We start from the raw sequence: 20,230 nt of genomic DNA on the forward strand, positions 1-20,230 counted from the left end.
TCGGGGGAACACGCACCTCCCCGTCGATACTTGAACGGATATGGCCACTGAGCGAAACGAGATCGATCGTCGCCTGGATGTCCGAGAGATCGACGGCGAACCGTTCGGCGACATCATGGCCGAGCTCGAAGCGCTCTCCGACGACGAGACGCTACTGTTGATCAACAGCTTCGAGCCGGAGCCGTTGTATCAGGTCCTCGAAGAACGCGGGTTCCAGTATGAAACGATGTCTGACGGGTCCGACGTGTGGTATATCGAGATTCGACACGAGTGACCTGATTCCGAGGGATCTGTCGATTCCCAGTATGACCGCTTCAGGACCGGTACCCACGTGAATTCGATTCCCCTCGAACATGTTCGTGTAAAGCTTATCCTTTGGACAACAAGAAATATATCCTGATGGTTGAGCATTCAGATACTGCACCGCTGTTCACCGCGACGCACGGAACGAGCGATCACGAGACGTTCGAATTGGAAGACCACCTGGGTGACGGACCGATCGTGCTCGCGTTTTTCCCAGGCGCGTTCACGCCACCGTGTACGAACGAGATGGTCGCGCTTCAAGACAATCTCGAGTCATTCCAAGAGGTCGGAGCGACGGTCTTCGGCGTGAGCGCCGATTCACCGTTCTCTCAGGGTGCTTTCCGTGATGAACACGGAATCGAGTTCGATCTCGTTAGCGACATGAGCGGTGATGTGATCCAGCAGTACGGCCTTGAGATCGATATCGAAGAGCTCGGACTGTACGGAATCGCGAACCGAGCGGTGTTCGTAGTTGATGAGACGGGAACGGTGACGTATCGCTGGGTCGCAGACGATCCAACAAATGAGCCGGATTACGAGGAGCTGCTCGAGGCCGTGAAGACGGCAACCGAGTAGAGCGATTCCACTACGACAGACAGATCCTTGCTCATGATCGCGTAATTCTCCTTCCAAGGCTACTCTACATTCGACTATGACCTCTGAACGGCATAACACGGAACGACGGCGAAATCGTCGCGACAACGTATCTGATACTGGGATCGACGTCCGCTGCGTCCGGAGACGGTTACAACATCATACGGCACGGATCGAACGCCGTCAGGTCGGAGAGGCGCTCTCCAAACTCGAGACGCAGGGTGGCCTCACCGACGAACAACGGCAAACCGTCCGGCTGCTCGGGGGTACTCTCGCTTGGCGGCTAATTTCGAACTTCGAGTCACCACTGAACGGACGTACTCAAAACAAGCAAGCAACCGCCCGCGCTGTCGCACGATTGTTTAATCTCGTTCCAGAGAGTCATTTTGATGATAAGTGCGAGCAGCCGTGATACACTCATCTTCGTGTGGCCCGGGTGTGTTCATGGACCGCGGCTCGAAATTCACTTCCGTCCGATTCCGTACTCGACATACTTATTAAGTATTTAAAACCCCGTATATGGTGGTAGATGGCCGTTTCAACCCCGATATTGGGGAACAGTATATATTATATATGTCACTACGATGCCTCTGTTGAGATGGGAAGCATCATGTCACAAGACCTCAGCAGGCGGAAGATGGTTGCAGCGCTCGGGATCGGAGCGGTCGGCGCGGTGGCCGGCTGTATCGGCGCGCCGGTGAACGCGGAAACGCCCCCACCGGAGGACCCGAACGAAGAAGTCGTCCCCGAACTGGACCCTGTACGTGACGTCCACGTCGACCGGATCGCGGCCGATCCGACCGACGTCCCGGCGCCTGTGAACTGGGACGAGCCGCGCGAACACGACGTCACTCTTCGAACAAAGGAGCTTGTCGCGGAGGTTGAGCCCGGAGTCACGTTCAAGTACATGACCTTCGAGGGACAGGTTCCCGGGCCGATGATCCGCGTCCGGCGGGGCGACACCGTCAACCTCCGGTTCGAGGTCCCGGCCGACGACAACAGCGACATCCACAACGTCGACTTCCACGCCGTGTACGGCCCTGGTGGCGGGGCCGTCGACACGACGCTGGTGCCCGGTGACGACGCGGCGGAACTGAGCTTCCGCGCCGAGTTCCCCGGCCTGTTCACCTACCACTGCGCGGTGCCGGCGATGGACCACCACGTCAGCTCCGGGATGTTCGGCGCGATCCTCGTCGAGCCAGAGGCGGGACTGCCCGCGGTGGACCGCGAGCTCTACCTCGGTCAGCACGAGCTGTACACCAAAGGCGACCTCGGCGAGAAGGGCCACCACGCCTTCGATCACGGTGCGATGCTCGCCGAAGATCCGACGTACGTCGTGTTCAACGGCGAACACCACGGCTTCACCGAGGATCGGCTCGGACCGATCGGCGCCGAGGTGGGCGAGACCGTTCGCGTGTTCTTTGTGAACGGCGGCCCGAACCAGTCCAGCTCGTGGCACCCGATCGGCAACGTCTGGTCGCGGCTGTACCGCGACGGCGACCTCGTCTCCCCGCCAGCGCGATACGTCGAGACCACGCCGGTCGCGCCCGGCACGGCGACCGTCGGCGAGATGGAACTCGCGGTCCCGGGCCCGATCAAGATCGTCGACCACGCGCTCTCACGGGCCGGACGCCGCGGCGCACTCGCGGTCGTCGACGTCGAGGGGGAGCCGAATCCGGACGTGTACGATCCCGGATCCGACGAGTAGGTTCGGATAATTCGTTGGGTTTTGTTTCCAAGAAGCTTGTCCGATGTCTTGATTCAGGACGGTCGAATGAAGAGGATATTCGTGGGCTCAGTTGTCAACAGAGGAGTTTCGGCTCTGACATCCCGTCTTTGTCGGCGAACATGTTCGGACTAATTCCCATTAAACAGGGTTTGTCCGGTCCCCTATTTACATGAACTGGCTAGCGCGTACATGGTTGGTGACGAGACTGGACGATCCCAGAGTGATGTTGCACGGCGGCGATTTCTCGCGGCCGTGGGTATCACCGGTACCGCGGCGTTCGCGGGCTGTTCCGCGAAAAGTATCGGCGCTCCGGTAGCTGCGGGCGACTCAGAAGACGCCGAAGGAGTGTCCGACGGGACCCATTCCTCACCGGATCTCGAACGGTGGGTCGACGAAATACCTCGTCCGGGTGTTATCGAACCGAGCGGAACGAAAGATGGCCAGCCTCATTACGAGGTGGAGATGGCCGAGATCGAACAGAAGCTCCACCGCGACCTTCCGCCGACGACCCTGTGGGGCTACGGCGGGCAGTTTCCCGGCCCGACGATCGAAGCCGAACAGGGCGAACCGATTTACGTTCGGTGGCAGAATCACCTCCCGGACGAACACCTGCTCCCGGAGGATCCGACGATCCACGGCGATATCATCCCGTACGACGAGCCGGGTGCCCGCGTCGTCCCGCACCTCCACGGTGGCAATGTCGAACACGAGAGCGACGGGAAACCGCAGGCGTGGTTCACCCGCAACTTCGAGCGGACGGGCCCCGACTTCGAGAAGAAGGACTACTACTACGCGAACGACCAGCCGCCCGCAACACTGTGGTACCACGATCATTCGCTCGGCATCACGCGACTGAATGTCTACGCCGGCCTCGCGGGGTTCTATCTGATCCGGAACGACCACGAACGAGAGCTCGATCTTCCGACGGGCGACAACGAAATCCCACTCGTGTTGCAGGACCGGAGTTTCAACGAGGACGGCTCGTTATACTACCCGACGGACGTCCCAGCGACAGAAGAGGATGAAAACGATTCACATCTCGACCCAAGCATCGTTCCGCAGTTCTACGGTGACACGTCGACGGTCAACGGGAAGGCGTGGCCCCGACTGTCCGTCGATCCCGAACAGTATCGGTTCCGCCTGCTCAACGGGGCCAACAGCCGATACTACAACCTCAAGCTGCTCGAATACGACGATGAATCGGGCGACACGGGTGAGGCGGGGCCGCCGTTCGTCCAGATCGGGAACGACGGCGGGCTCCTCTCGAAACCGGTCGAGACCGCTGACCGTCTCGAACTCGGATCGAGTCAGCGCGCGGATGTCGTCGTCGACTTCAGCGAGTACGCGGGCGAGACCCTGCTCCTGCATAATAACGCCCCGGCGAAGTATCGCGGGACGAGCGGAATCGGGCCGGAGGACTCCGAACCCCTCCCGGAGGTCATGCTTATCGACGTGGCAGCCGCGGAGAGCGAGCAGGAGCCAACGCAACTCCCAGACGAACTGACGCAGGTCCCCGAGATTCCGATCGAATCCGTCGACACCGAACGCTTCCTCACGCTCGCCCGACAAACGGACGAGTACGATCGGCCCCTCTACGCACTCGGGACTCGCAACGAAAAGATCGGGTACGAACTCACGGACCCGGTCACCGAGACCCCGACGCTTGGGGACACCGAGATCTGGAGTCTCGCCAACTTCACGGGGATGTCCCACCCGATACACCTCCACCTCGTTCACTTCCAGGTGTTGGGACGGCAGTCGGCTGCTGATTACGATCCCGCCGAAGACGACATCGATCTGGACGCGCTCGATGCCCCCGAGTCGTACGAACTCGGGTGGAACGACGTGGTCACCGTCGACCCAGGTAATGTGGTACACGTGATCGCACACTTCGGGGAGTTCAAGGGGCTGTTCTCCGATCAGACAGGTGATTATATGTGGCATTGTCATATGATCGAACACGAGGACCACGACATGATGCGACCGTTCAAGGTCCGATCGCCCGATGACGAGGGTGGAAGCGAGTAGTCGTCGACGGGGCCGATCTGACGGGAACATGTTCGTCCCAACCCTGTTGTCGATCCGTGCCACACGTTGAGACGCATGAATTTAGGCAAACCTAAAAACTATCGAGCGGACAAGTCATCCATAGCCAGCGCCCAAGCGGCGGTCCAGACAAACGACCGCGGCGCCTGCCGAACGGGTGATTCGGTATGACGGCCGTTGACTTCGACGCGGAACGGACGTACGACGACGAGAAGTTCTCGACAGTCGAAGTATTTCGGAGCGAACAGATGAAAGTCGTCTGCGGCTATTTCGAACCGGGACAGTTTATCCCGGTTCACGCTCCATCAAGTGACGTGGTGATCGATGTCCGTTCCGGCACCGGGCTCATCCGCGACGGGGATGCGGAACACCGCGTCGAACCAGGAGATGTCGTGACCGTCGGAGCGGACACCGACCGCGGTGTCAAGGCCGACGACGACTCGCGGCTCGAAGCGCTGCTCGTCACCGCTCCACCGCCGACCGACGCCGAACACGAACCGGTCCGCCGAGGACTCCGAACCGACGAATTCGATCCGACCGATACATGACGACGATACACACCCTCAACGAACTGGACGGACAGCCCCACGCCAACGTCTTCCCCGACGCTGAACCGAAGACGATCAGACTCACTCTCGACGCGGGCGGCGAAGTCGCTCCTCACTCGCATCCCGACCGCAAAATCGTGTTCCATCTCATCGAGGGGGCGATCGAGTTGGAACTCGACGGCGAGACACATGAGCTGTCGGCAGGCGACGTGGCTTGCTTCGACGGGGACCAAGAGATCGCTCCCCATGCCGTCGAGGATAGCACTGCACTAATCGTCTTGGCGTCTCGGTCAGACGAGTAGCCAGAGGAGAGTGGTACTGCCTCTGTACACGGAAGACTACCTCTGGTGAAACCTCGGTCTTCAGACGCACTATGGTAAGGAACTACCGGTCGCTGAAGACTGCAACCTTGGTCTCAGAGGGAAAATGCGTCGCGTCTGCCTCTAGATCGCCAAGGCAGAACGCTTGCTCCAGTATCTCAACTACATCTGATCCGTGATGCTATGGAACTTTGCCCGAGCAGAGACACCTAACTTCCGCTGAAATCTCCACTTTTCGAACTTATACTAGAGGCGCGACGAAGAACACTTTATTCCGCTGTCTGCGACTACTCCGGTGCTACAACATCTTCACACACTGGACACTCGGCCCACACGCCCTTGGTGCCGTCGTCCTTCTCATATTCAACAAGAATCCACGCCTCCGAGATGTCCTCACCACATTCCGGGCAATGACCGAGAGATGATTCGTCAGCGGTCATGGAAAGGGATGGAAGAGGCGTGTGACAGTGTTCCTTCCAAACAATTGTCAATCGGCCTTGAACGTAAGCCTTTGGCGGCTACTCGGGTCGAACGCACCGAATTTCTAGGGAATACAGATCACCAGTAGGATTAACTCACAACCACCAGAACTCTGGATCCCATGAGTGTCCGCACAGTACTTACACGGCTACTACTCGGTGACAAGACTGAGGTAGTCGTGGAGAGCCGCCAGTGCGGTGAGAATCTTTCATCGGGGGCAGATGAGTGTCCCACATGTGGGTCGGATGAAATAGAGCGCCTCCAGATTTGAGTAGACTACCGCGGTTGGGATACATCGGTTAATGTCGTCAATCAGGAGAATTTGCGTGGCTGCGAGACTCTTCTCGAAACCGTTTCCACCAGTGACGTGAATGGACAAACGTGACGTACCTCCGTTTGATCCTAGTTTACCTGAATTGAGCCGCTAAGGCCCCTTCCTCAACGAGCGACCGGAGGGAGCGAGTAGGGAGGGGATACAGCGCCGCACGATTCTCAGACACGTTCGACGCTCGGACCACAGGGCCACCGCCACATTTATGTTGAAATTAAGTGTAAACACAGGCGATGGATAAACACGAAATCGAAGGCCACGAAGTCATCGACGGGACGGCCAAAGCCACCGGCAACGGCGCTCACGTCCTTGTCCCGAAACGATGGCGTGGCGCGGACGTGAAAGTCGTCAGAACTACCGACCCCGACGAGTAGCACCACCCGATGAACTACAACTACAGGTATCGACTTCGACCGTCCGACGCCCTCGAAGAACAGTTAGCGTGGACTGTCGATACCTGTAGACAGGTCTACAACCACTTCCTCCACCGCCTGAATCGGAACGACGACACCTCGTCGTACTCTGAACAGAAACTCCTGCCGAGTCTCAAGAAGTGGTGGAGCGACCTAAAAACCGTTCACTCGAAGGTGCTACAGAAGGTCGTTCAGCGGTTGTACGACAACCTCTCGACACTCCAGGGCCGGAAAGAGAACGGCTACCGCGTTGGGACGCTCAAGTGGAAAGCACCGGGTGAGTACCGCAGTTTCACCTACAGTCAATCCGGCTTCAAGCTCAAGAACACGAGCGGTCGGACCCGACTGTGGCTCTCGAAGCTCGGAGAAATCCCCATCACCTTCCACCGCGACCTCCCCGACGACGCCGAAATCAAGACCGTCACCGTCAAACGCGAACCGACCGGTAAGTGGTACGCCATCCTCGGTGTCGAAACCCCAAACAACCCACCGGAGAAGCCGGAGAATCCCGAGAAGTGCGTTGGCATCGACGTGGGGATTCTCAAGTACGCCCACGACACGGACGGAACCGCCGTCGAATCTCTCGACCTGTCCGCCGAGCGGGAGCGGTTGGAACGCGCCCAACGCAACCTCTCGCGGAAACAGCACCGGTCTGCGAATTGGGAGAAACAGCGCCGAGTTGTGGCCGAACGCTACGCCGAGTTGAAGAACAAGCGCCGCGACTTTCTTCACAAACTCTCGAACTACTATGCCCGCGAATACGACCTCGTGGCCGTAGAGGATTTGGACGCAAAGGGGTTGGTCGAGCTACCGGGCAACTCTCGGAACCGCGCAGGTGCAGCGTGGGGGACGTTCCTGCGGATGCTGGAGTACAAGTGTAAACGCGAAGGGACACACTTCGTCGCTGTGAACCCGAGAGGGACGACGAAAGAGTGCGCGTCCTGCGGCGTTTCAACCGAGAAGCCGTTGTGGATCCGGGAACACTCGTGCCCGGCGTGTGGGTTTGAAGCGGATAGGGACGCGAACGCGGCGTGGAACATTCTTTCTCGCGGTATCAGGAAGCGGTTAGGAGCGGGACGCTCCGAATCAACGCCTGTGGAGACTGCGCTCCCTGTGGATACCTCGGTATCTGCAAAGTGCGTCGTTGAAACAGGAAGCCCCACCCTCAAGGAGCGAACGGCGTCAGCCGTGAGCGAGTAGGGTGGGGTAGTTCACTAGAAGTACCCCGTTTAGATAAGACGATTTGATACGGCCGAGTTGACCGAGAAGATCATGTCGATCGTGCCCTGAACACACTCGCGATGAGGTACGCGTACCCGAACGCACCAAAGAGCGTGAGCCAACGGCCGAGAGTGATCGCTTGTGTCGAAAGAGACGCCGTCGAGGAATTGAAGACGGCGATCACAGCGGCACCGAGGATCTCAATCCCGAGTCCGCAAGCGAGCGCAGCGATCGCTACGCTCGCGGAACGGTTCGACGACCCGGGAAACGCGCCCAGCCGCGGCGGATAGAACTGAAACGATGTTCCGACGATCATCAGGCCGAGAAAGCCGAGCAGGTTGACTCGGAGGTGGGTCTCGATCAACGCCGGAGACGTTCCGCCGACTGCGAAGAGACCGCCGAAAAGGACGCCGATGACGCCGAACGTCGCGCTTGGGAGAAGGGCGTACAATCCGATTCGGCGTTTGTCGGACTGGAACCACATTCCGAAGACGACGAGCGCGAAGCCGACCATCGCGATCACCATCAGAGCGGCACCGAGTGGGAGCAATCGTTCGTCGACGAACCCGCCGGCGATGATCCCGGGGGCAGTCGCGGCAACGGGTAGGACAAGGGCGGCCGACGATCGGGTCGGATGTGCGCCGAGGAACCGCGGAAGCAGTCGAAAGCCGAGCGTGACCACGAGCAACGTCGCAGCCCCGGCGGCCAAGAGATGCGTTGCGGCAGCCTGGACGCCGATCAGCGGCGGGAGTTCGCTGGCCTGTCCGGCGACGTTCTCGTAGCTACCGGCGAGGAGATACAGGAGAACGATCGGGACGAAGCGATTCGCGAATCGGTCGAGCGGCCGTCGGTCGGCGTTGTGATCCCCGGTTCCAGTCGTCCCGCGTCGGAGTGGTCCGGCGATCGTCAGTACGATTGATCCGACGAACACGGCGACGCCGACCGCCCAGAGCACACCGCCGAGAACGCCGAGGTCGACACGGAAGCGACGAACGAGAAGCGGGTCGAGCGCGAAACACGCAGTCCCCATAACGATGAAGGGAAACTGGACCATCGGGGCGTGTTCGAAGACGAGATCAGCGTCGAAGTACGCCGGCACGAGGGCGTAGGATTTGCCGAAGATGACGTGGAACACGAACCCGAACACGCCCAACGCCACCGTCGTGCGTCGCGGGAGGCCAGCAACAGTGGCAACCTGCCAACAACAGAGTGCGATCACCCCGATGAGAACGTATCGACGCGACCAGCGTGAGATTTCAGCGGCCATGGTTCACTTCTGCTATTCTCGAGGTACTTGATCTGTTCTGTCAATTGCCCGTTACTCGTCGGCAACCGATTTTGTCCGAACGTAGTATGGCCCATCCCAATTTCGGACCCACTCCGGAGCAGCAGGGTGCGATTGTAACTGATTCGCCTCGTACGATTCGTCCGGGAACACAGTTCCCTCCTCGTCAGTTCCGTCCTCCCAGGGTATTTCGAACGTTACTGGTTCCCGATTTTCGGCGGGAGTCAGTTGTTTGTCTGCCCCATCGTCTAGGTGGTACGGTCCGTCGACCCATTCTTGTGGATTGAATGTGACTGCTATATCTGATTTTGTATTTGTCATGGTAATCGATATTCCGGTGTGTTCTCATATTCTCGCAGAAAGACCGAAAAGGGATAGGATGACTCTCACTCCGTGAGATATGAAGCGGTACTCGTCTCCAAATCCACATGAGAGTCTCCGATCCCTTCCTATTTGACGAATCCGTATTGACAGAGATTGGGGCACGAAGACGAATCCATTTTGCCCCGTGACAGCGAACAGACGATATGGCACAGGCTCGACTCAATGTTGACTTCCCAGACGGACCGTGGGTCGGTGAGGTCTCTCGGGACTTCCCGGAAGCACGGATTCAGGTACTCAGTGCGACCCCCGGAGACGGTGCGGGGTTCGCGCTCGTGAAGATCACCGCTGACGATATTGATGAAATTCTGGACGCGATAACGGTCCACGACACGATCGAGGAAGTCTCGGTAATGGCGTTGAGTGACGGGGTTGCCACCGTCCAAGTCGAGGCACATGCACCGCTGTTGATGGCGGCTGCACGGCAGGCCGGCATCCCGATCGAGATGCCCGTTGAGATCGAGAACGGAGTGGCCCGAATCGACGTCACCGGCGCCCACGAGCGCATCGCCGACTTCGGGAAGATGCTTCGAGGCGTCGGTGCGGAGTTCGATGTCGAGTACGTTCAACAGCGGCTGAACCCGGCTGAATCGCTCACCGAGCGGCAGCGAGAGCTGTTGTTCGAGGCGGTCGAACGCGGTTACTACGACGTGCCACGCACCTGTACGTTGACAGAGGTCGCCGAACACGTCGGGATCGCGAAATCCACGTGCAGCGAGACACTCCAACGCGTGGAACGAACGATCGTCCGGGAGTTCGTCGACGATCTCCCTCGAAATCCGCTCGAATTCGATCCCGGCACAGACACCGATACGTAGAGCGTCGGTCTCAACGATTCGTGACGAATGGGAGGTCGTCGGGATTGCACCCGTGACCCCCGACCTGGCTCTCCGCAAAGCGGAACGTAGCGAACATGTTCGCACAGACATGGAGGCGTGTCCGTCTCATACATATTCTCATGTCCACACGGAACCAGCAATCAGACCGCGAACGTACCACGGCTGCCTCCGAAACCAACGAGTTGGCACCCTCATTTCTCGATGAGGAGCATGATGCGTCGTGGTCCGCAAACCTCGAACAGGAACGGTACGCTGACGATCGAGAGACGCTAATCGAGCACGCCCTTGCGGCGATCAATCAGACGGAACCTGACTACCACGTCAACCTCGTCACGCATCCGAACCACGGCACTCCCGAGGAGTACCTTGAGGCGCCGATCCACGACCACTACCCGGACGCAGAGACCAGCGTCGTCGATCAGTGCGGTTGTGGCGGCTACGTGTATCGCGTCCAGCAGTGAGTTGTGAAAAAAGCTCCTCAGAAAGACCTCTCGACTTACATGCGTTTACTGGGCCACGACATCCGGCTTGAGCGCACCGACTTCATCGAGGATCGCGTCGACGTCGTCCTCGGTGACACCGTTCTCTCTGAGCGCTTCGGCGAGGTATGTCGCAACGCGACCGAAGGCTTCCCCGGTGATTCCCATTCCCTCGTGAGCAGCCTGCATATCGGCGCCGTCGTATGATACCGGGCCGCCTGCTACGGCACTTATGAATTGTACTTGGTGAGCGTACAGCGCATCACGGTCGATATCTTCGAAATACGGCTGAAGAAGTGAATCTGAGAAGACACGATCATAAAAATCGGCCACGACAGATTCGACAGCTTCATTTCCGCCGATCCTTGCGTAGATTGTTTGCGTTTTCGCCACTACTGTCACTTAATATCTCAAGAATAAGACTGCTCCGAAAGAACATGTTCGGTGAATGTCTTCCGGGATGTGGTTAGGTGTGATCTCGTAACGGTACCCATTTACCATCCGCCCGGCCAAAATCCGACAATACGGTGGGATCGACCCCCACTTTGAGCGACTGAAATGACCAATTCATCCGGAATCGACGACCGGTCTACCTCTGTTAACAGGGAGACACTCGCTGCCTCTCTCGGTAGCGCTCTCAAGATACTCGACCCGGCATACTTCGGATTCGTCATGTCGACTGGGATCGTCTCAATTTCCTTCTTCGAGCTGGGTATCACAATTATCGCGCGGCCGCTAGCGGTGTTCAACGTCGCCTGTTACGCGTTGTTGCTTGCGCTGTTCGCAGTTCGAGCTGCGGCCTTTCCCAAACGCACGCTCGCCGATCTACGGAACCGAGACCGACACTGGGGCACGCTGACCTTCATTGTTGCCACGAATACCATCGGGGTTCAGTTTCTGCTGTTCTTCGATATTGTCGCGGTGGCGGCCGCGATGTGGGGCGTGACCGTCGTCGCCACGCCACTGCTGCTGTACTACCTGTTTGTAACCGAGATCATCGGCACGGGAAAGGCGGGTGTGAGCGAGCGGATCGACGGCGCCTTCTTGCTCGTGATCGTCTGCATGCAGTCGCTCGCAGTCCTCGGCGGGTTGCTTGCTGAACCGCTGGCAGGGTACGGAAACGTAGTCGTCCTGTTGAGCATGAGCTACTTCGGCTCTGGGTATGTCCTCTACTTCGTCGTCGTTACTGTCGTCAGCTATCGACTCCTCGATGGCCCCATCCGCCCGGACGATTGGACCGGCCCGTATTGGATCACGATGGGCGCGGCGGCGATCACGACGCTCGCGGGGACGACGCTCGGCCCGGGGCTGGTGGCGTTTCAAGGCTGGGAACCGTATGCACCAGTGATAGTCGGCGTAACGTTCCTCGCGTGGGCGATCGCCTCTTGGTGGATCCCCCTGCTGCTCGCGATTGACGTCTGGAAGTTCCTCACCGATGGGGTCGACGGCCGACCGCCAATTTGGGTGATTGTGGCCCCGTGGTTGCGGCTCGGATTCGGTAGGGGGGTTCACACGTACTCGCCGACTGCGTGGGGGCGGGTGTTCCCGATGGGGATGTACACGGCGTGTACGCTGAATCTCGCCGGGATTGGAACCTTCGGACTGCTTTCCGTCGTGCCTGTGTACTGGAGTTGGTTTGCGCTGGTGGTGTGGGCGCTGACGCTTGTCGGAATGGCACGGGCACTCGGACGGGTGTTTTTCAGCATCGATCCGACGGAGGAACCGGCTCGGGAGTCCGTGTGACGGACGCTATCTCGGGTAGAAGAGAGCGGTCACCCGATGGTCTCGTAGCGTTTTCGCCGGCTGGAAATAGTAAGGCTAAGACCTCGTCATCAGGGCGGAGAGAAGATAACTCTACGTGAATGGCACCCTTCATGCCGACCACCTCATGCGGTGTACAGACGTACGTATAGGTGCCAGACCATTCGTCTTTAGTTAAGCTTGAGAGTGATACAATTCTCAAAAGTATGCTTGTCAGTATTAGAGGCGGGAGAAGATACAGATGAGACACCAGTACTGGCGAGATCGAGCGATAAGTAACCATCACAAACGCCCTTCTATTGCCGTAGCTGGTGTGGCTAGGCCGTATTTGGGCGAAAACCACGGCTACCGAGTATTACTGATAGTATTAACTAAAGACGGATGGGGTGTCAGTTTGCGTGATCGATGTACTGGTTTTCCCACTCTACTCGGGCCTCGATCTCTCGAGTTCCTCGACGAGTGGTGGTATACTCGTTAGTTCGTCGATCACGCTGACTTTTTTCGACCAGCCCCTTCTCGACAAGTGTGTCGAGATTTGGATACAGCCGCCCGTGATGGATCTCTTTTTCGTAGTAGTCTTCGAGTTCGTCTTTGATTGCGAGCCCGTGTGGGTCCTCAAGCCCGGCAATAACATACAGGAGATCGCGCTGAAAGCCAGTGAGATCGTACATCGTTCGCGTCTCGAGTTATATTCATGAAATACTATCGATTTCTGGTATATCGGAAGTAACGAACCATCTGGGGAAGATCTGTTGTGTTTGGTACAGGCGTGAACTAGCGATAAGAGAGAGAGAAGAGTCTGATAGACAACAGACGTACCAACTCGTCACGAGCGTGGTGGAATCCGAATTTCGTCACCAACCTCATACAGATACCCCTTCAGGAGTAGCTGTTTGATTATATCGCGTCCGTCGGCAGGCTTGATTCCGTGATCTTCGAGGTATGTGATAGCTATCTCACGCGTAAGCGGGTTGGTATCGCCCAGTTCTTCGAGATATGCCTCAAGATGATTGAGGACATTTTCTTCAGCTGGTGCGATGGGCCGCCGCGAATTCGCCATTGCCAGTACCTATGAAACGCAGATAGTAGGACATTGGGATCATCGCCAGACCCCCACCTCCACACCGGTTTTCCAGTGTTCTCACTAGATTTCACGACTCTGTAATTTCGGTACACGGTGGCGGATTTCACGGGTATCGGACGCTCCGGCGAAGGTTATAAACGGTGTCTTTCAGCAGCATTTCGCGGAACTTTAGTGACGGTGTCGCGTTGGTAGCGGGTGCGGGGTCGGGGATCGGCAGAGCGACTGCGGAGCGATTCGCCGACGAGGGAGCCGATGTCGTTGTCGTGGATATCGACGACGAGGCTGGCGGAGAGACAGTCAGCCGCATCGAAAACGACGGCGGGAACGCAACGTTCGTCCGCACTGATGTCAGCGACTCCACTGAGGTCAAGGCGATGATTGAGCGTGCGCTTGAAGAGTATGGCCGCCTCGATTTCGCAGTGAACAACGTCGCCACCGGAGCCGATCCCGCGCCAGTAACCGACATCTCCGAGCAGGATTGGGACCGCGTCACCAGCATCTCCCAGAAAGGCGTGTGGCTCGGGCTGAAACATGAGATACCGGCTCTTCTGGACTCCGGTGGCGGGGCTATCGTCAACACTGCCTCACACGCCGGGATACGGGGCAGTCCCGGTCGGACGCCCTACAGCGCGAGCAAACACGGCGTTGTCGGGCTCACGCGGTCGGTCACGCTCGAATTCGCCGCAGACGGTATCAGAGTTAATGCAGTCTGTCCGACAATCGTTAACACACGTGCCCTCCAGTCGATGTCTCCCGAGGAGCAGGATGAAGTCACCGCCGGCGTGCCGATGGGTCGACCGGCCGATCCCGCCGAAGTGGCGAGCGTGATCGTGTGGCTCTGCTCGGACGACGCTTCGTTCGTCACTGGGCACGCGCTTCCCGTCGATGGTGGCCAGACGCAGCGGTGAGTGACGGATCCAGCCGGTCACGAGAGTCGGTACTGTCCGTCGTGCAACTGTTTGAACTCGTCGAGGAGATCCGGCGGAGGGCTAACTGAGGGGTAGTTTTCGTCGGTTGTTGTTCTAAACCAGCAGGGTGGTCGTCGAACCACACCTACGAGCATGCCTCCGGGGAAACATCTACGAAATCACGCTGCAGCGCCGCAACGTACGTCTCCTCAAGGAGCTCAGTCATGGTGATAATTTCTTCCCGGACGTCCGATGCCCAGTGTAGTCACACTCCGTGGTGAATTGCTTGGATGTCAAACCACGTGGCTTTCACCTACACCGTTTGTAATAATCTGCGTCTTTGGGCTTGTGAACATAATTGGCTCACCGTGAACGTCCTCCGGTTCTGATTCAGGGCGACCACTCCCCCATAGCGGATGACTTACGGGGAGCGCTCACCGAAAGAGTAATAGAGCGAATGGAATGGATACGGAAACTCCGGAACTCGCCAGCAACAGCCGTGATTTTCGCGAGTACGCTCGTCGCTGTCATGGGTGTCTCACTCATCAGCCCTGTACTCCCAGCGGTCCAGGAGGCATGGAACATTTCGGAGGCACAGGCCAGCCTCTTGCTGTCGGCGTTCACGCTCCCCGGGATCTTTCTCACTCTCCCGATTGGACTGCTAACTGACCGCATCGGTCGAAAACCGATTCTAATCCCGGCGCTTGTTGTCTTCGGACTCAGTGGGGGCGGTATCATCTTCATTTCCGACTTCACCCTGATCTTGGTCCTGCGAGCCATCCAAGGGGCGGCGAGTAGTGCGATTGCGATGCTCACGGTCACGCTCCTCGGCGACCTCTATTCCGGTGAACAACGACGAGTGCTAATTGGGACCAACGCGGCGATTCTCGCGGTGGGTGCTGCTGGCTATCCGTTACTCGGCGGTGCGCTGGCGACAGTCGCTTGGTCGGCTCCCTTCGCGTGTTTTCTCCTCGCGCTGCTCGTCGCTGTACCCGGCATAACCTTGCTCGAGGAGCCACAGCGCGACGAGAACAATACGAATTCGAGTATCCGTGCATTCCTCACCGGACCCACATCGATGACCCCCTTCGTCGTGCTCTATCTCGCTATCTTCGGTATTTTCGTCATCCTCTACGGCGCGCAACTCACCGCCGTTCCATTCCTGCTCGCCAACGAATATCACCTCTCATCAGCGAGTATCGGCCTTCTCGTGGGATTACCCGCGGTTACGATGGGAGCGACAGCAATGCAAGGTGATCGCGTGCTTCGGTCGCTCACGAGCTTCCAATCGATCGCGCTCGGATTCGTGAGTTACGGGATCGGACTCGTCGGCGTCGCCGTCGCAGACTCTATATACGTAGTTGCTGGTGCACTCCTTCTATTCGGACTTGGTCAAGGACTTGCAGAGCCGATTACGGATACGGCACTCAACGAACGAGCACCGGACGAATTCCGCGGGAGCATTATGAGTATTCGGACAAGTGTTCTCAGACTCGGCACGACGGTCGGTCCGCCGCTTAGTGTCGGGGCTGCAGCACTGTTCGGCTATCGTCAAACCCTGTTAGTGTCTGGTGCCGCTGCCTTCTTGATCGGAGTAACGTGGTTTACGGTGAGACGTCAGTGAACACTCAAAGTCAGCTAACAGATTGGAGACGGAATGTGTTCATTGGTGGGTATCCAGAATTCGACGTACGGTGACCTCGGCAAGCTGTGTGAACCCCACTGTATCCGGCATAACATCAACAGCGATCCCATGCTTGTCGACAGCACGTTTTGTTGTGCTCCTATCGCTCCAACAATCGTCTCCTCTAGCTCGCGTTGGAGTGCAGCGACAGCGTCACGTTCAGTCGCAATTTGAACGAAGTGCTCTATCGTCTTTGGCGAGGTGAACAGTATACCGTCCAGCTTACCGTCTACCGCAAGTGAAACCGACTGTCCCGCAGTCTCCGGTCGTTTCAGGCGATATAAGGCTGTTTCGCTGACAATTCCACCAGCTGCTTCCAGTCCTTCAACAAGTACTTCGCTGCCGTGTGCACTCCGAGCAAGTTCAACGGTTTGGCCCTCGACTTCAGTAGATAACTCGTCGACGAGTCCTGTGGATGTGAACGTCGATGGAACGATATCGACTGAATAGCCCCGATTGCATAATGCGGTTGCAGTCTGATCTCCGACAGCACAAACAGTGGTGCCTCGTTGTTTCCATCCCGCTGTCGCAGCTAGATCGACACCGGTCTCGCTTGTGAAGATACAGTAGTCCGCATGTTGGGGGAACCTGACCGGTCGGTGTGATTGCCAGCATTGGGTCTGGAATCGGGGATACATCGAGTGACTGGAGATACTCGACCGCCTCAACGATACGGCTGTCGTCGGGTCGGAGAACAGCCACCGTCGGCTGGGACATATTGAACAGTTAGCTGATGCTGGACTTGTGTGTATCGAGAATCGGCGACCCGTCTCGAACGATTCAAACCGGCATCCTGCTAATTGCCGGTATGGACGAGGAGTCTCACGACCACGTTGTTCCGGGAAGTGCTGAAGAGTTGACCACGCCAGACGTGCAGGGCTACGACTTCCGTGGCGAATTCGATTTTCAGGAGATGCTGGAAGCGTATGCAACGACGGGCTTTCAGGCGACGCAACTCGCAGAGGCCATCGACATCGCCGAGCAAATGCAAGACGCCGATGCCACGATCTATCTCACATGCACGTCGAATATCATTTCGTCGGGATTGCGTGAAGTCGTCGCCTACCTCGTTCGTGAAGGGTACGTCGACGTGCTTATCACGACCGCGGGATCGCTGGCGGAGGATGTTATCAAAACGGCGAAGCCGTTCAAAATGGGAGAGTGGGATGCGGATGAAGCAGTTCTCCGGGAACAGGGAATCAACCGTCTTGGGAATCTGTTCGTCCCTTCCAACCGTTACGTTTGGTTGGAGGAGTACCTATACGACTTCTTCGAGGAGTTCTTCGCTGAGGAAAAGGTTCGGACGCCGACATCGTTTGCCCGAGAGTTAGGGGAGACACTCGACGATCAGGATTCGGTTCTGAAACAAGCAGCGGACAATGATGTTCCCGTCTACTGTCCGGCACTGACGGATTCCGAGGTTGGGAATTTTCTCTACTATTACCGACAGGGGTACGATTCGGAGGTCGGAATCGAGATTCTCGACGATTACGACTCGCTCATTGAGGACGGAATGCTCGCCGATACGACGGGTCTGATCGCAGTTGGAGGTGGCGTGCCGAAACACCACGCGATTATGACGAACTTGTTCCGCGGTGGGGCCGATTACGTCGTCTATATCTCGACCGGTATGGAAGGGGATGGGTCACTCTCTGGCGCACCCCCGAACGAGGCAGTATCGTGGGGGAAGATCAAAGATGATGACCGGACAAATTATACGCAGGTCGAAGCAGAGGCGACGCTCGTCTTCCCACTGCTCGTGGCGGGTGCTTTCAGCGAGTAGAGATGATACACCCGAACATGAACCACGCAGCCGGCTTGTTGCGTGATCAGTCACGAGACGGATGGGACTTACCAGTATCCTGTACAGTGAACCGACCGGCCATCGGTAGCAAGCCCCTGTGTCTGGATCCACTTGAGCAGTTCTTGAGAACAATATAATAAGGTGGTGGTGCGCCTGTAGGCCGAGCGTCTAACGTGTTTGATACTTGTGCGGCGCTGAATCCTTCCCTACTCGCTCGCTCCACTTGCTCGTTGAGGAAGGGGCCTTAGCGCCTCAATTCAAGTAACCAATTTCTTCCGTATTTCAAACTATTTATTGTTTTTATAGAAGATTACTTACTATCTCAGTGAAATATGCTTGGACGGCTCCGAATGTGACTCGCATGGTAGCGGCCCCAAATCCAAGAGCGATGAAACTCACCACGACAACGAGATCAGCCTTCGAATCGTTGGGACTAAGCAAGAGCGTGAGCGCCACAAGCGTCCCCGACATCGTACTGATGAAGAGCCCTGTTAGAAATGACAAACTCGTGAAAAATGGATCAGTGAAACCCATAACGGAGTACGTTGGTTCATAGATTCCGACGTAAGATAAACTGAAGCCGATGACGACGTATCCGATAAAGCAGATAGTGATGAGGATAGTCCCGGGGCTAACGAGTTGATACAGTCCAAACAGTCCCCGTTCAAACGGGGTAGTTGGCTGTCGGATCCGTCTGAGTGGGCGATAGTCCATCTCCCTACGGCCAGAGCCCCCGTACCTCGTGGGATTCAGCGATCCGTGAGAGCGCAACAATATAGGCTGCATCACGCCACGTGACATCGCGGTGCTCGTATTCGTCTGTGACTGCCTGCCAAGCGGCTTGCATCTCCGTTTCGAGTTCGTCGTTCACCCGTTCGAGCGACCACGATCGGCGATTGATATCCTGGAGCCACTCGAAGTAGCTCACCGTGACTCCGCCAGCATTAGCGAGAATATCGGGGATAACTGCAATGTCTCGCTCTGCGAGAATCGCACTCGCCGTCGAAGTGGTGGGACCGTTTGCGCCTTCAACGACGAGGTCAGCGGCGATCGCACTCGCATTTGCTTCGGTGATCACGTTTCCGAGAGCGGCAGGGATGAGTACGTCAACATCGAGTGTGAGCAACTCATCGTTTGAGATCACGTCGTCTGCGTATTTCGTGACGGCTTCAGGCTCCTCGTCGTGTGACGGGACGGTCGCCGTCTCGATCCCGTCTGGGTCGTACATTGCGCCGTTCACGTCACTGATTGCGACGACCATTGCTCCCCACTCATCAAGCAGCCGGGCGGCGTTCGCACCGACACTCCCGTAGCCCTGGATTGCGACCGTTGTTCCCTCGAGATCGCTCCCATAATATTCGCAGGCCTGCTTGGTGATGATCGCGACACTCCGTCCAGGCGCTTCCTCACGACCTTCACTCCCCCCGATGACTGGTGGCTTCCCGGTGACGACTCCCGGTATCGTTTCACCTTCCTGCATCGAGTACGCGTCCATCAGCCACGCCATCGTCTGTGGATCAGTACCCATATCCGGCGCGGGAATATCGCGATTCGGTCCGATAACATCGCGAATTTCCTGGGCAAACCGACGAGTGAGTCGCTCTTTTTCTCCCGAACTCAACTCTTTCGGGTTGACTGCGACGCCACCCTTGGCACCCCCGAACGGGAGATCCATAACAGCGCACTTCCAGGTCATCCACATGCCGAGTCCGACACACTCGTCTCTACTCACCTCGGGGTGATACCGGAGCCCTCCTTTAAACGGGCCTCTGACACTGTCGTGTTGAGCTCGGTAGCCGGTGAACACATCGACCGTACCGTCATCGCGTTCGACTGGGACTGTTACTTCGTGGACTTTCTTCGGATATCTGAGCCGTTCGACGATACTGGGGTCGATATCCAAGTGACTGGCAGCATGATCCAACTGACGGCGGGCGGTCTCGAGTGCCGACTCAGGCTCGATTGGTTCTGCCGCCTCGTCGTCCGATCCGTTGTGGGTGCTCTCAGATTTTGATGCCAT

The 20,230-nt window shown here is 57.6% G+C and carries 21 protein-coding genes and 1 pseudogene; 14 read left to right on the forward strand and 8 right to left on the reverse strand.

The features are described from left to right. Positions 1-40: 40 nt before the first annotated feature. From ACFQEY_RS04915 to ACFQEY_RS04940, 6 genes are all read left to right on the forward strand, one after another. Positions 41-274, forward strand: a complete 234-nt coding sequence (locus ACFQEY_RS04915; protein WP_095638128.1) for a DUF2249 domain-containing protein — start codon at positions 41-43, stop codon at positions 272-274. 125 nt (positions 275-399) lie between these two features. Continuing rightward, complete coding sequence (locus ACFQEY_RS04920; protein WP_095638127.1) at positions 400-879, forward strand: redoxin domain-containing protein; 480 nt, start codon at positions 400-402, stop codon at positions 877-879. 655 nt (positions 880-1,534) lie between these two features. After that, complete coding sequence (gene nirK / locus ACFQEY_RS04925) at positions 1,535-2,605, forward strand: copper-containing nitrite reductase (protein WP_186313446.1); 1,071 nt, start codon at positions 1,535-1,537, stop codon at positions 2,603-2,605. A gap of 210 nt (positions 2,606-2,815) precedes the next feature. Next, on the forward strand, positions 2,816-4,654 hold the full coding sequence (locus tag ACFQEY_RS04930) for a multicopper oxidase family protein (protein WP_379765308.1): 1,839 nt from the start codon (positions 2,816-2,818) through the stop codon (positions 4,652-4,654). 185 nt (positions 4,655-4,839) lie between these two features. Further along, positions 4,840-5,220 (forward strand): cupin domain-containing protein, encoded by a 381-nt coding sequence (locus ACFQEY_RS04935; RefSeq protein WP_095638125.1) that lies wholly within the window; start codon positions 4,840-4,842, stop codon positions 5,218-5,220. Then, positions 5,217-5,522, forward strand: a complete 306-nt coding sequence (locus ACFQEY_RS04940) for a cupin domain-containing protein (protein WP_095638124.1) — start codon at positions 5,217-5,219, stop codon at positions 5,520-5,522. The genes ACFQEY_RS04935 and ACFQEY_RS04940 overlap by 4 nt, the downstream gene beginning before the upstream one ends. Positions 5,523-5,827: 305 nt before the next feature. Here the strand turns inward: ACFQEY_RS04940 and ACFQEY_RS04945 are convergent, their stop codons facing one another. Next, positions 5,828-5,980, reverse strand: a complete 153-nt coding sequence (locus ACFQEY_RS04945; RefSeq protein ID WP_186313447.1) for a DUF7837 family putative zinc-binding protein — start codon at positions 5,978-5,980, stop codon at positions 5,828-5,830. Between the two features lie 604 nt (positions 5,981-6,584). Here ACFQEY_RS04945 and ACFQEY_RS04950 point away from each other — a divergent pair. Next, entirely contained in the window at positions 6,585-6,725 is a 141-nt protein-coding gene (locus tag ACFQEY_RS04950) for a DUF2080 family transposase-associated protein (protein ID WP_144049586.1), read from the forward strand. Positions 6,726-6,734: 9 nt separating this feature from the next. After that, positions 6,735-7,964 (forward strand): RNA-guided endonuclease InsQ/TnpB family protein, encoded by a 1,230-nt coding sequence (locus tag ACFQEY_RS04955; RefSeq protein ID WP_095638123.1) that lies wholly within the window; start codon positions 6,735-6,737, stop codon positions 7,962-7,964. A 70-nt stretch (positions 7,965-8,034) separates the two neighbouring features. Here ACFQEY_RS04955 and ACFQEY_RS04960 read toward each other — a convergent pair whose 3' ends face one another. Beyond that, a complete protein-coding gene (locus tag ACFQEY_RS04960) occupies positions 8,035-9,252 on the reverse strand; it encodes a hypothetical protein (RefSeq protein ID WP_144049585.1) in 1,218 nt (405 codons plus the stop codon). A 545-nt stretch (positions 9,253-9,797) separates the two neighbouring features. Here ACFQEY_RS04960 and ACFQEY_RS04965 point away from each other — a divergent pair. Beyond that, positions 9,798-10,469 carry a helix-turn-helix domain-containing protein gene (locus ACFQEY_RS04965; RefSeq protein WP_095638120.1) on the forward strand — a complete coding sequence of 224 codons (672 nt, stop codon included), beginning with the start codon at positions 9,798-9,800 and terminating at the stop codon, positions 10,467-10,469. Positions 10,470-10,609: 140 nt separating this feature from the next. After that, positions 10,610-10,951: a CGCGG family putative rSAM-modified RiPP protein gene (locus ACFQEY_RS04970; protein WP_095638119.1), complete on the forward strand. Its 342-nt coding sequence runs from the start codon at positions 10,610-10,612 to the stop codon at positions 10,949-10,951. Between the two features lie 45 nt (positions 10,952-10,996). On the opposite strand, the gene ACFQEY_RS04975 is transcribed toward ACFQEY_RS04970, so the two are convergent. Beyond that, positions 10,997-11,362, reverse strand: a complete 366-nt coding sequence (locus ACFQEY_RS04975; RefSeq protein ID WP_186313448.1) for a group I truncated hemoglobin — start codon at positions 11,360-11,362, stop codon at positions 10,997-10,999. Between the two features lie 165 nt (positions 11,363-11,527). Here ACFQEY_RS04975 and ACFQEY_RS04980 point away from each other — a divergent pair, with 165 nt between their 5' ends. After that, the gene (locus ACFQEY_RS04980) at positions 11,528-12,712 is read left to right on the forward strand and encodes a tellurite resistance/C4-dicarboxylate transporter family protein (protein ID WP_095638118.1); all 1,185 of its coding nucleotides are present in this window, start codon (positions 11,528-11,530) and stop codon (positions 12,710-12,712) included. Here the strand turns inward: ACFQEY_RS04980 and ACFQEY_RS04985 are convergent. From ACFQEY_RS04985 to ACFQEY_RS04995, 3 genes are all read right to left on the reverse strand, one after another. After that, positions 12,669-13,013, reverse strand: a complete 345-nt coding sequence (locus ACFQEY_RS04985; RefSeq protein WP_233139251.1) for a plastocyanin/azurin family copper-binding protein — start codon at positions 13,011-13,013, stop codon at positions 12,669-12,671. The genes ACFQEY_RS04980 and ACFQEY_RS04985 overlap by 44 nt on opposite strands. A gap of 106 nt (positions 13,014-13,119) precedes the next feature. Next, positions 13,120-13,401, reverse strand: a complete 282-nt coding sequence (locus ACFQEY_RS04990) for a helix-turn-helix transcriptional regulator (RefSeq protein ID WP_095638116.1) — start codon at positions 13,399-13,401, stop codon at positions 13,120-13,122. A gap of 155 nt (positions 13,402-13,556) precedes the next feature. Then, on the reverse strand, positions 13,557-13,790 hold the full coding sequence (locus ACFQEY_RS04995) for a hypothetical protein (RefSeq protein WP_095638115.1): 234 nt from the start codon (positions 13,788-13,790) through the stop codon (positions 13,557-13,559). A gap of 209 nt (positions 13,791-13,999) precedes the next feature. Between ACFQEY_RS04995 and ACFQEY_RS05000 the strand changes: the two genes are divergently transcribed. After that, the gene (locus ACFQEY_RS05000; protein WP_241686139.1) at positions 14,000-14,722 is read left to right on the forward strand and encodes a glucose 1-dehydrogenase; all 723 of its coding nucleotides are present in this window, start codon (positions 14,000-14,002) and stop codon (positions 14,720-14,722) included. Positions 14,723-15,179: 457 nt separating this feature from the next. Further along, the gene (locus tag ACFQEY_RS05005; RefSeq protein ID WP_095638114.1) at positions 15,180-16,346 is read left to right on the forward strand and encodes an MFS transporter; all 1,167 of its coding nucleotides are present in this window, start codon (positions 15,180-15,182) and stop codon (positions 16,344-16,346) included. A gap of 39 nt (positions 16,347-16,385) precedes the next feature. Here ACFQEY_RS05005 and ACFQEY_RS05010 read toward each other — a convergent pair. Next, a pseudogene (locus tag ACFQEY_RS05010) lies at positions 16,386-17,123 on the reverse strand (uroporphyrinogen-III synthase). A 91-nt stretch (positions 17,124-17,214) separates the two neighbouring features. Here ACFQEY_RS05010 and ACFQEY_RS05015 point away from each other — a divergent pair. After that, positions 17,215-18,189, forward strand: a complete 975-nt coding sequence (locus ACFQEY_RS05015) for a deoxyhypusine synthase (RefSeq protein ID WP_095638113.1) — start codon at positions 17,215-17,217, stop codon at positions 18,187-18,189. A 739-nt stretch (positions 18,190-18,928) separates the two neighbouring features. Here ACFQEY_RS05015 and gdhB read toward each other — a convergent pair. Then, positions 18,929-20,230, reverse strand: a complete 1,302-nt coding sequence (gene gdhB / locus ACFQEY_RS05020) for a glutamate dehydrogenase GdhB (protein WP_095638111.1) — start codon at positions 20,228-20,230, stop codon at positions 18,929-18,931.

The organism is Halorubrum trueperi (assembly GCF_042662525.1).
In the GTDB taxonomy this organism is placed as follows: Archaea; Halobacteriota; Halobacteria; order Halobacteriales; family Haloferacaceae; genus Halorubrum; species Halorubrum trueperi.

Coding starts and splice junctions, on each gene's coding strand:
- ACFQEY_RS04985 (WP_233139251.1), bottom strand. CDS start 13,013: ATGGTTACTTATCGCTCGATCTCGCCAGTACTGGTGTCTCATCTGTAT.
- ACFQEY_RS04970 (WP_095638119.1), top strand. CDS start 10,610: ATGTCCACACGGAACCAGCAATCAGACCGCGAACGTACCACGGCTGCC.
- ACFQEY_RS04935 (WP_095638125.1), top strand. CDS start 4,840: ATGACGGCCGTTGACTTCGACGCGGAACGGACGTACGACGACGAGAAG.
- ACFQEY_RS04940 (WP_095638124.1), top strand. CDS start 5,217: ATGACGACGATACACACCCTCAACGAACTGGACGGACAGCCCCACGCC.
- ACFQEY_RS04950 (WP_144049586.1), top strand. CDS start 6,585: ATGGATAAACACGAAATCGAAGGCCACGAAGTCATCGACGGGACGGCC.
- ACFQEY_RS04930 (WP_379765308.1), top strand. CDS start 2,816: ATGGTTGGTGACGAGACTGGACGATCCCAGAGTGATGTTGCACGGCGG.
- gdhB (WP_095638111.1), bottom strand. CDS start 20,230: ATGGCATCAAAATCTGAGAGCACCCACAACGGATCGGACGACGAGGCG.
- ACFQEY_RS04955 (WP_095638123.1), top strand. CDS start 6,735: ATGAACTACAACTACAGGTATCGACTTCGACCGTCCGACGCCCTCGAA.
- ACFQEY_RS04980 (WP_095638118.1), top strand. CDS start 11,528: ATGACCAATTCATCCGGAATCGACGACCGGTCTACCTCTGTTAACAGG.
- ACFQEY_RS04960 (WP_144049585.1), bottom strand. CDS start 9,252: ATGGCCGCTGAAATCTCACGCTGGTCGCGTCGATACGTTCTCATCGGG.
- ACFQEY_RS04915 (WP_095638128.1), top strand. CDS start 41: ATGGCCACTGAGCGAAACGAGATCGATCGTCGCCTGGATGTCCGAGAG.
- ACFQEY_RS04945 (WP_186313447.1), bottom strand. CDS start 5,980: ATGACCGCTGACGAATCATCTCTCGGTCATTGCCCGGAATGTGGTGAG.
- ACFQEY_RS05015 (WP_095638113.1), top strand. CDS start 17,215: ATGGACGAGGAGTCTCACGACCACGTTGTTCCGGGAAGTGCTGAAGAG.
- ACFQEY_RS04965 (WP_095638120.1), top strand. CDS start 9,798: ATGGCACAGGCTCGACTCAATGTTGACTTCCCAGACGGACCGTGGGTC.
- nirK (WP_186313446.1), top strand. CDS start 1,535: ATGGTTGCAGCGCTCGGGATCGGAGCGGTCGGCGCGGTGGCCGGCTGT.
- ACFQEY_RS04995 (WP_095638115.1), bottom strand. CDS start 13,790: ATGGCGAATTCGCGGCGGCCCATCGCACCAGCTGAAGAAAATGTCCTC.
- ACFQEY_RS05005 (WP_095638114.1), top strand. CDS start 15,180: ATGGAATGGATACGGAAACTCCGGAACTCGCCAGCAACAGCCGTGATT.
- ACFQEY_RS04920 (WP_095638127.1), top strand. CDS start 400: ATGGTTGAGCATTCAGATACTGCACCGCTGTTCACCGCGACGCACGGA.
- ACFQEY_RS04990 (WP_095638116.1), bottom strand. CDS start 13,401: ATGTACGATCTCACTGGCTTTCAGCGCGATCTCCTGTATGTTATTGCC.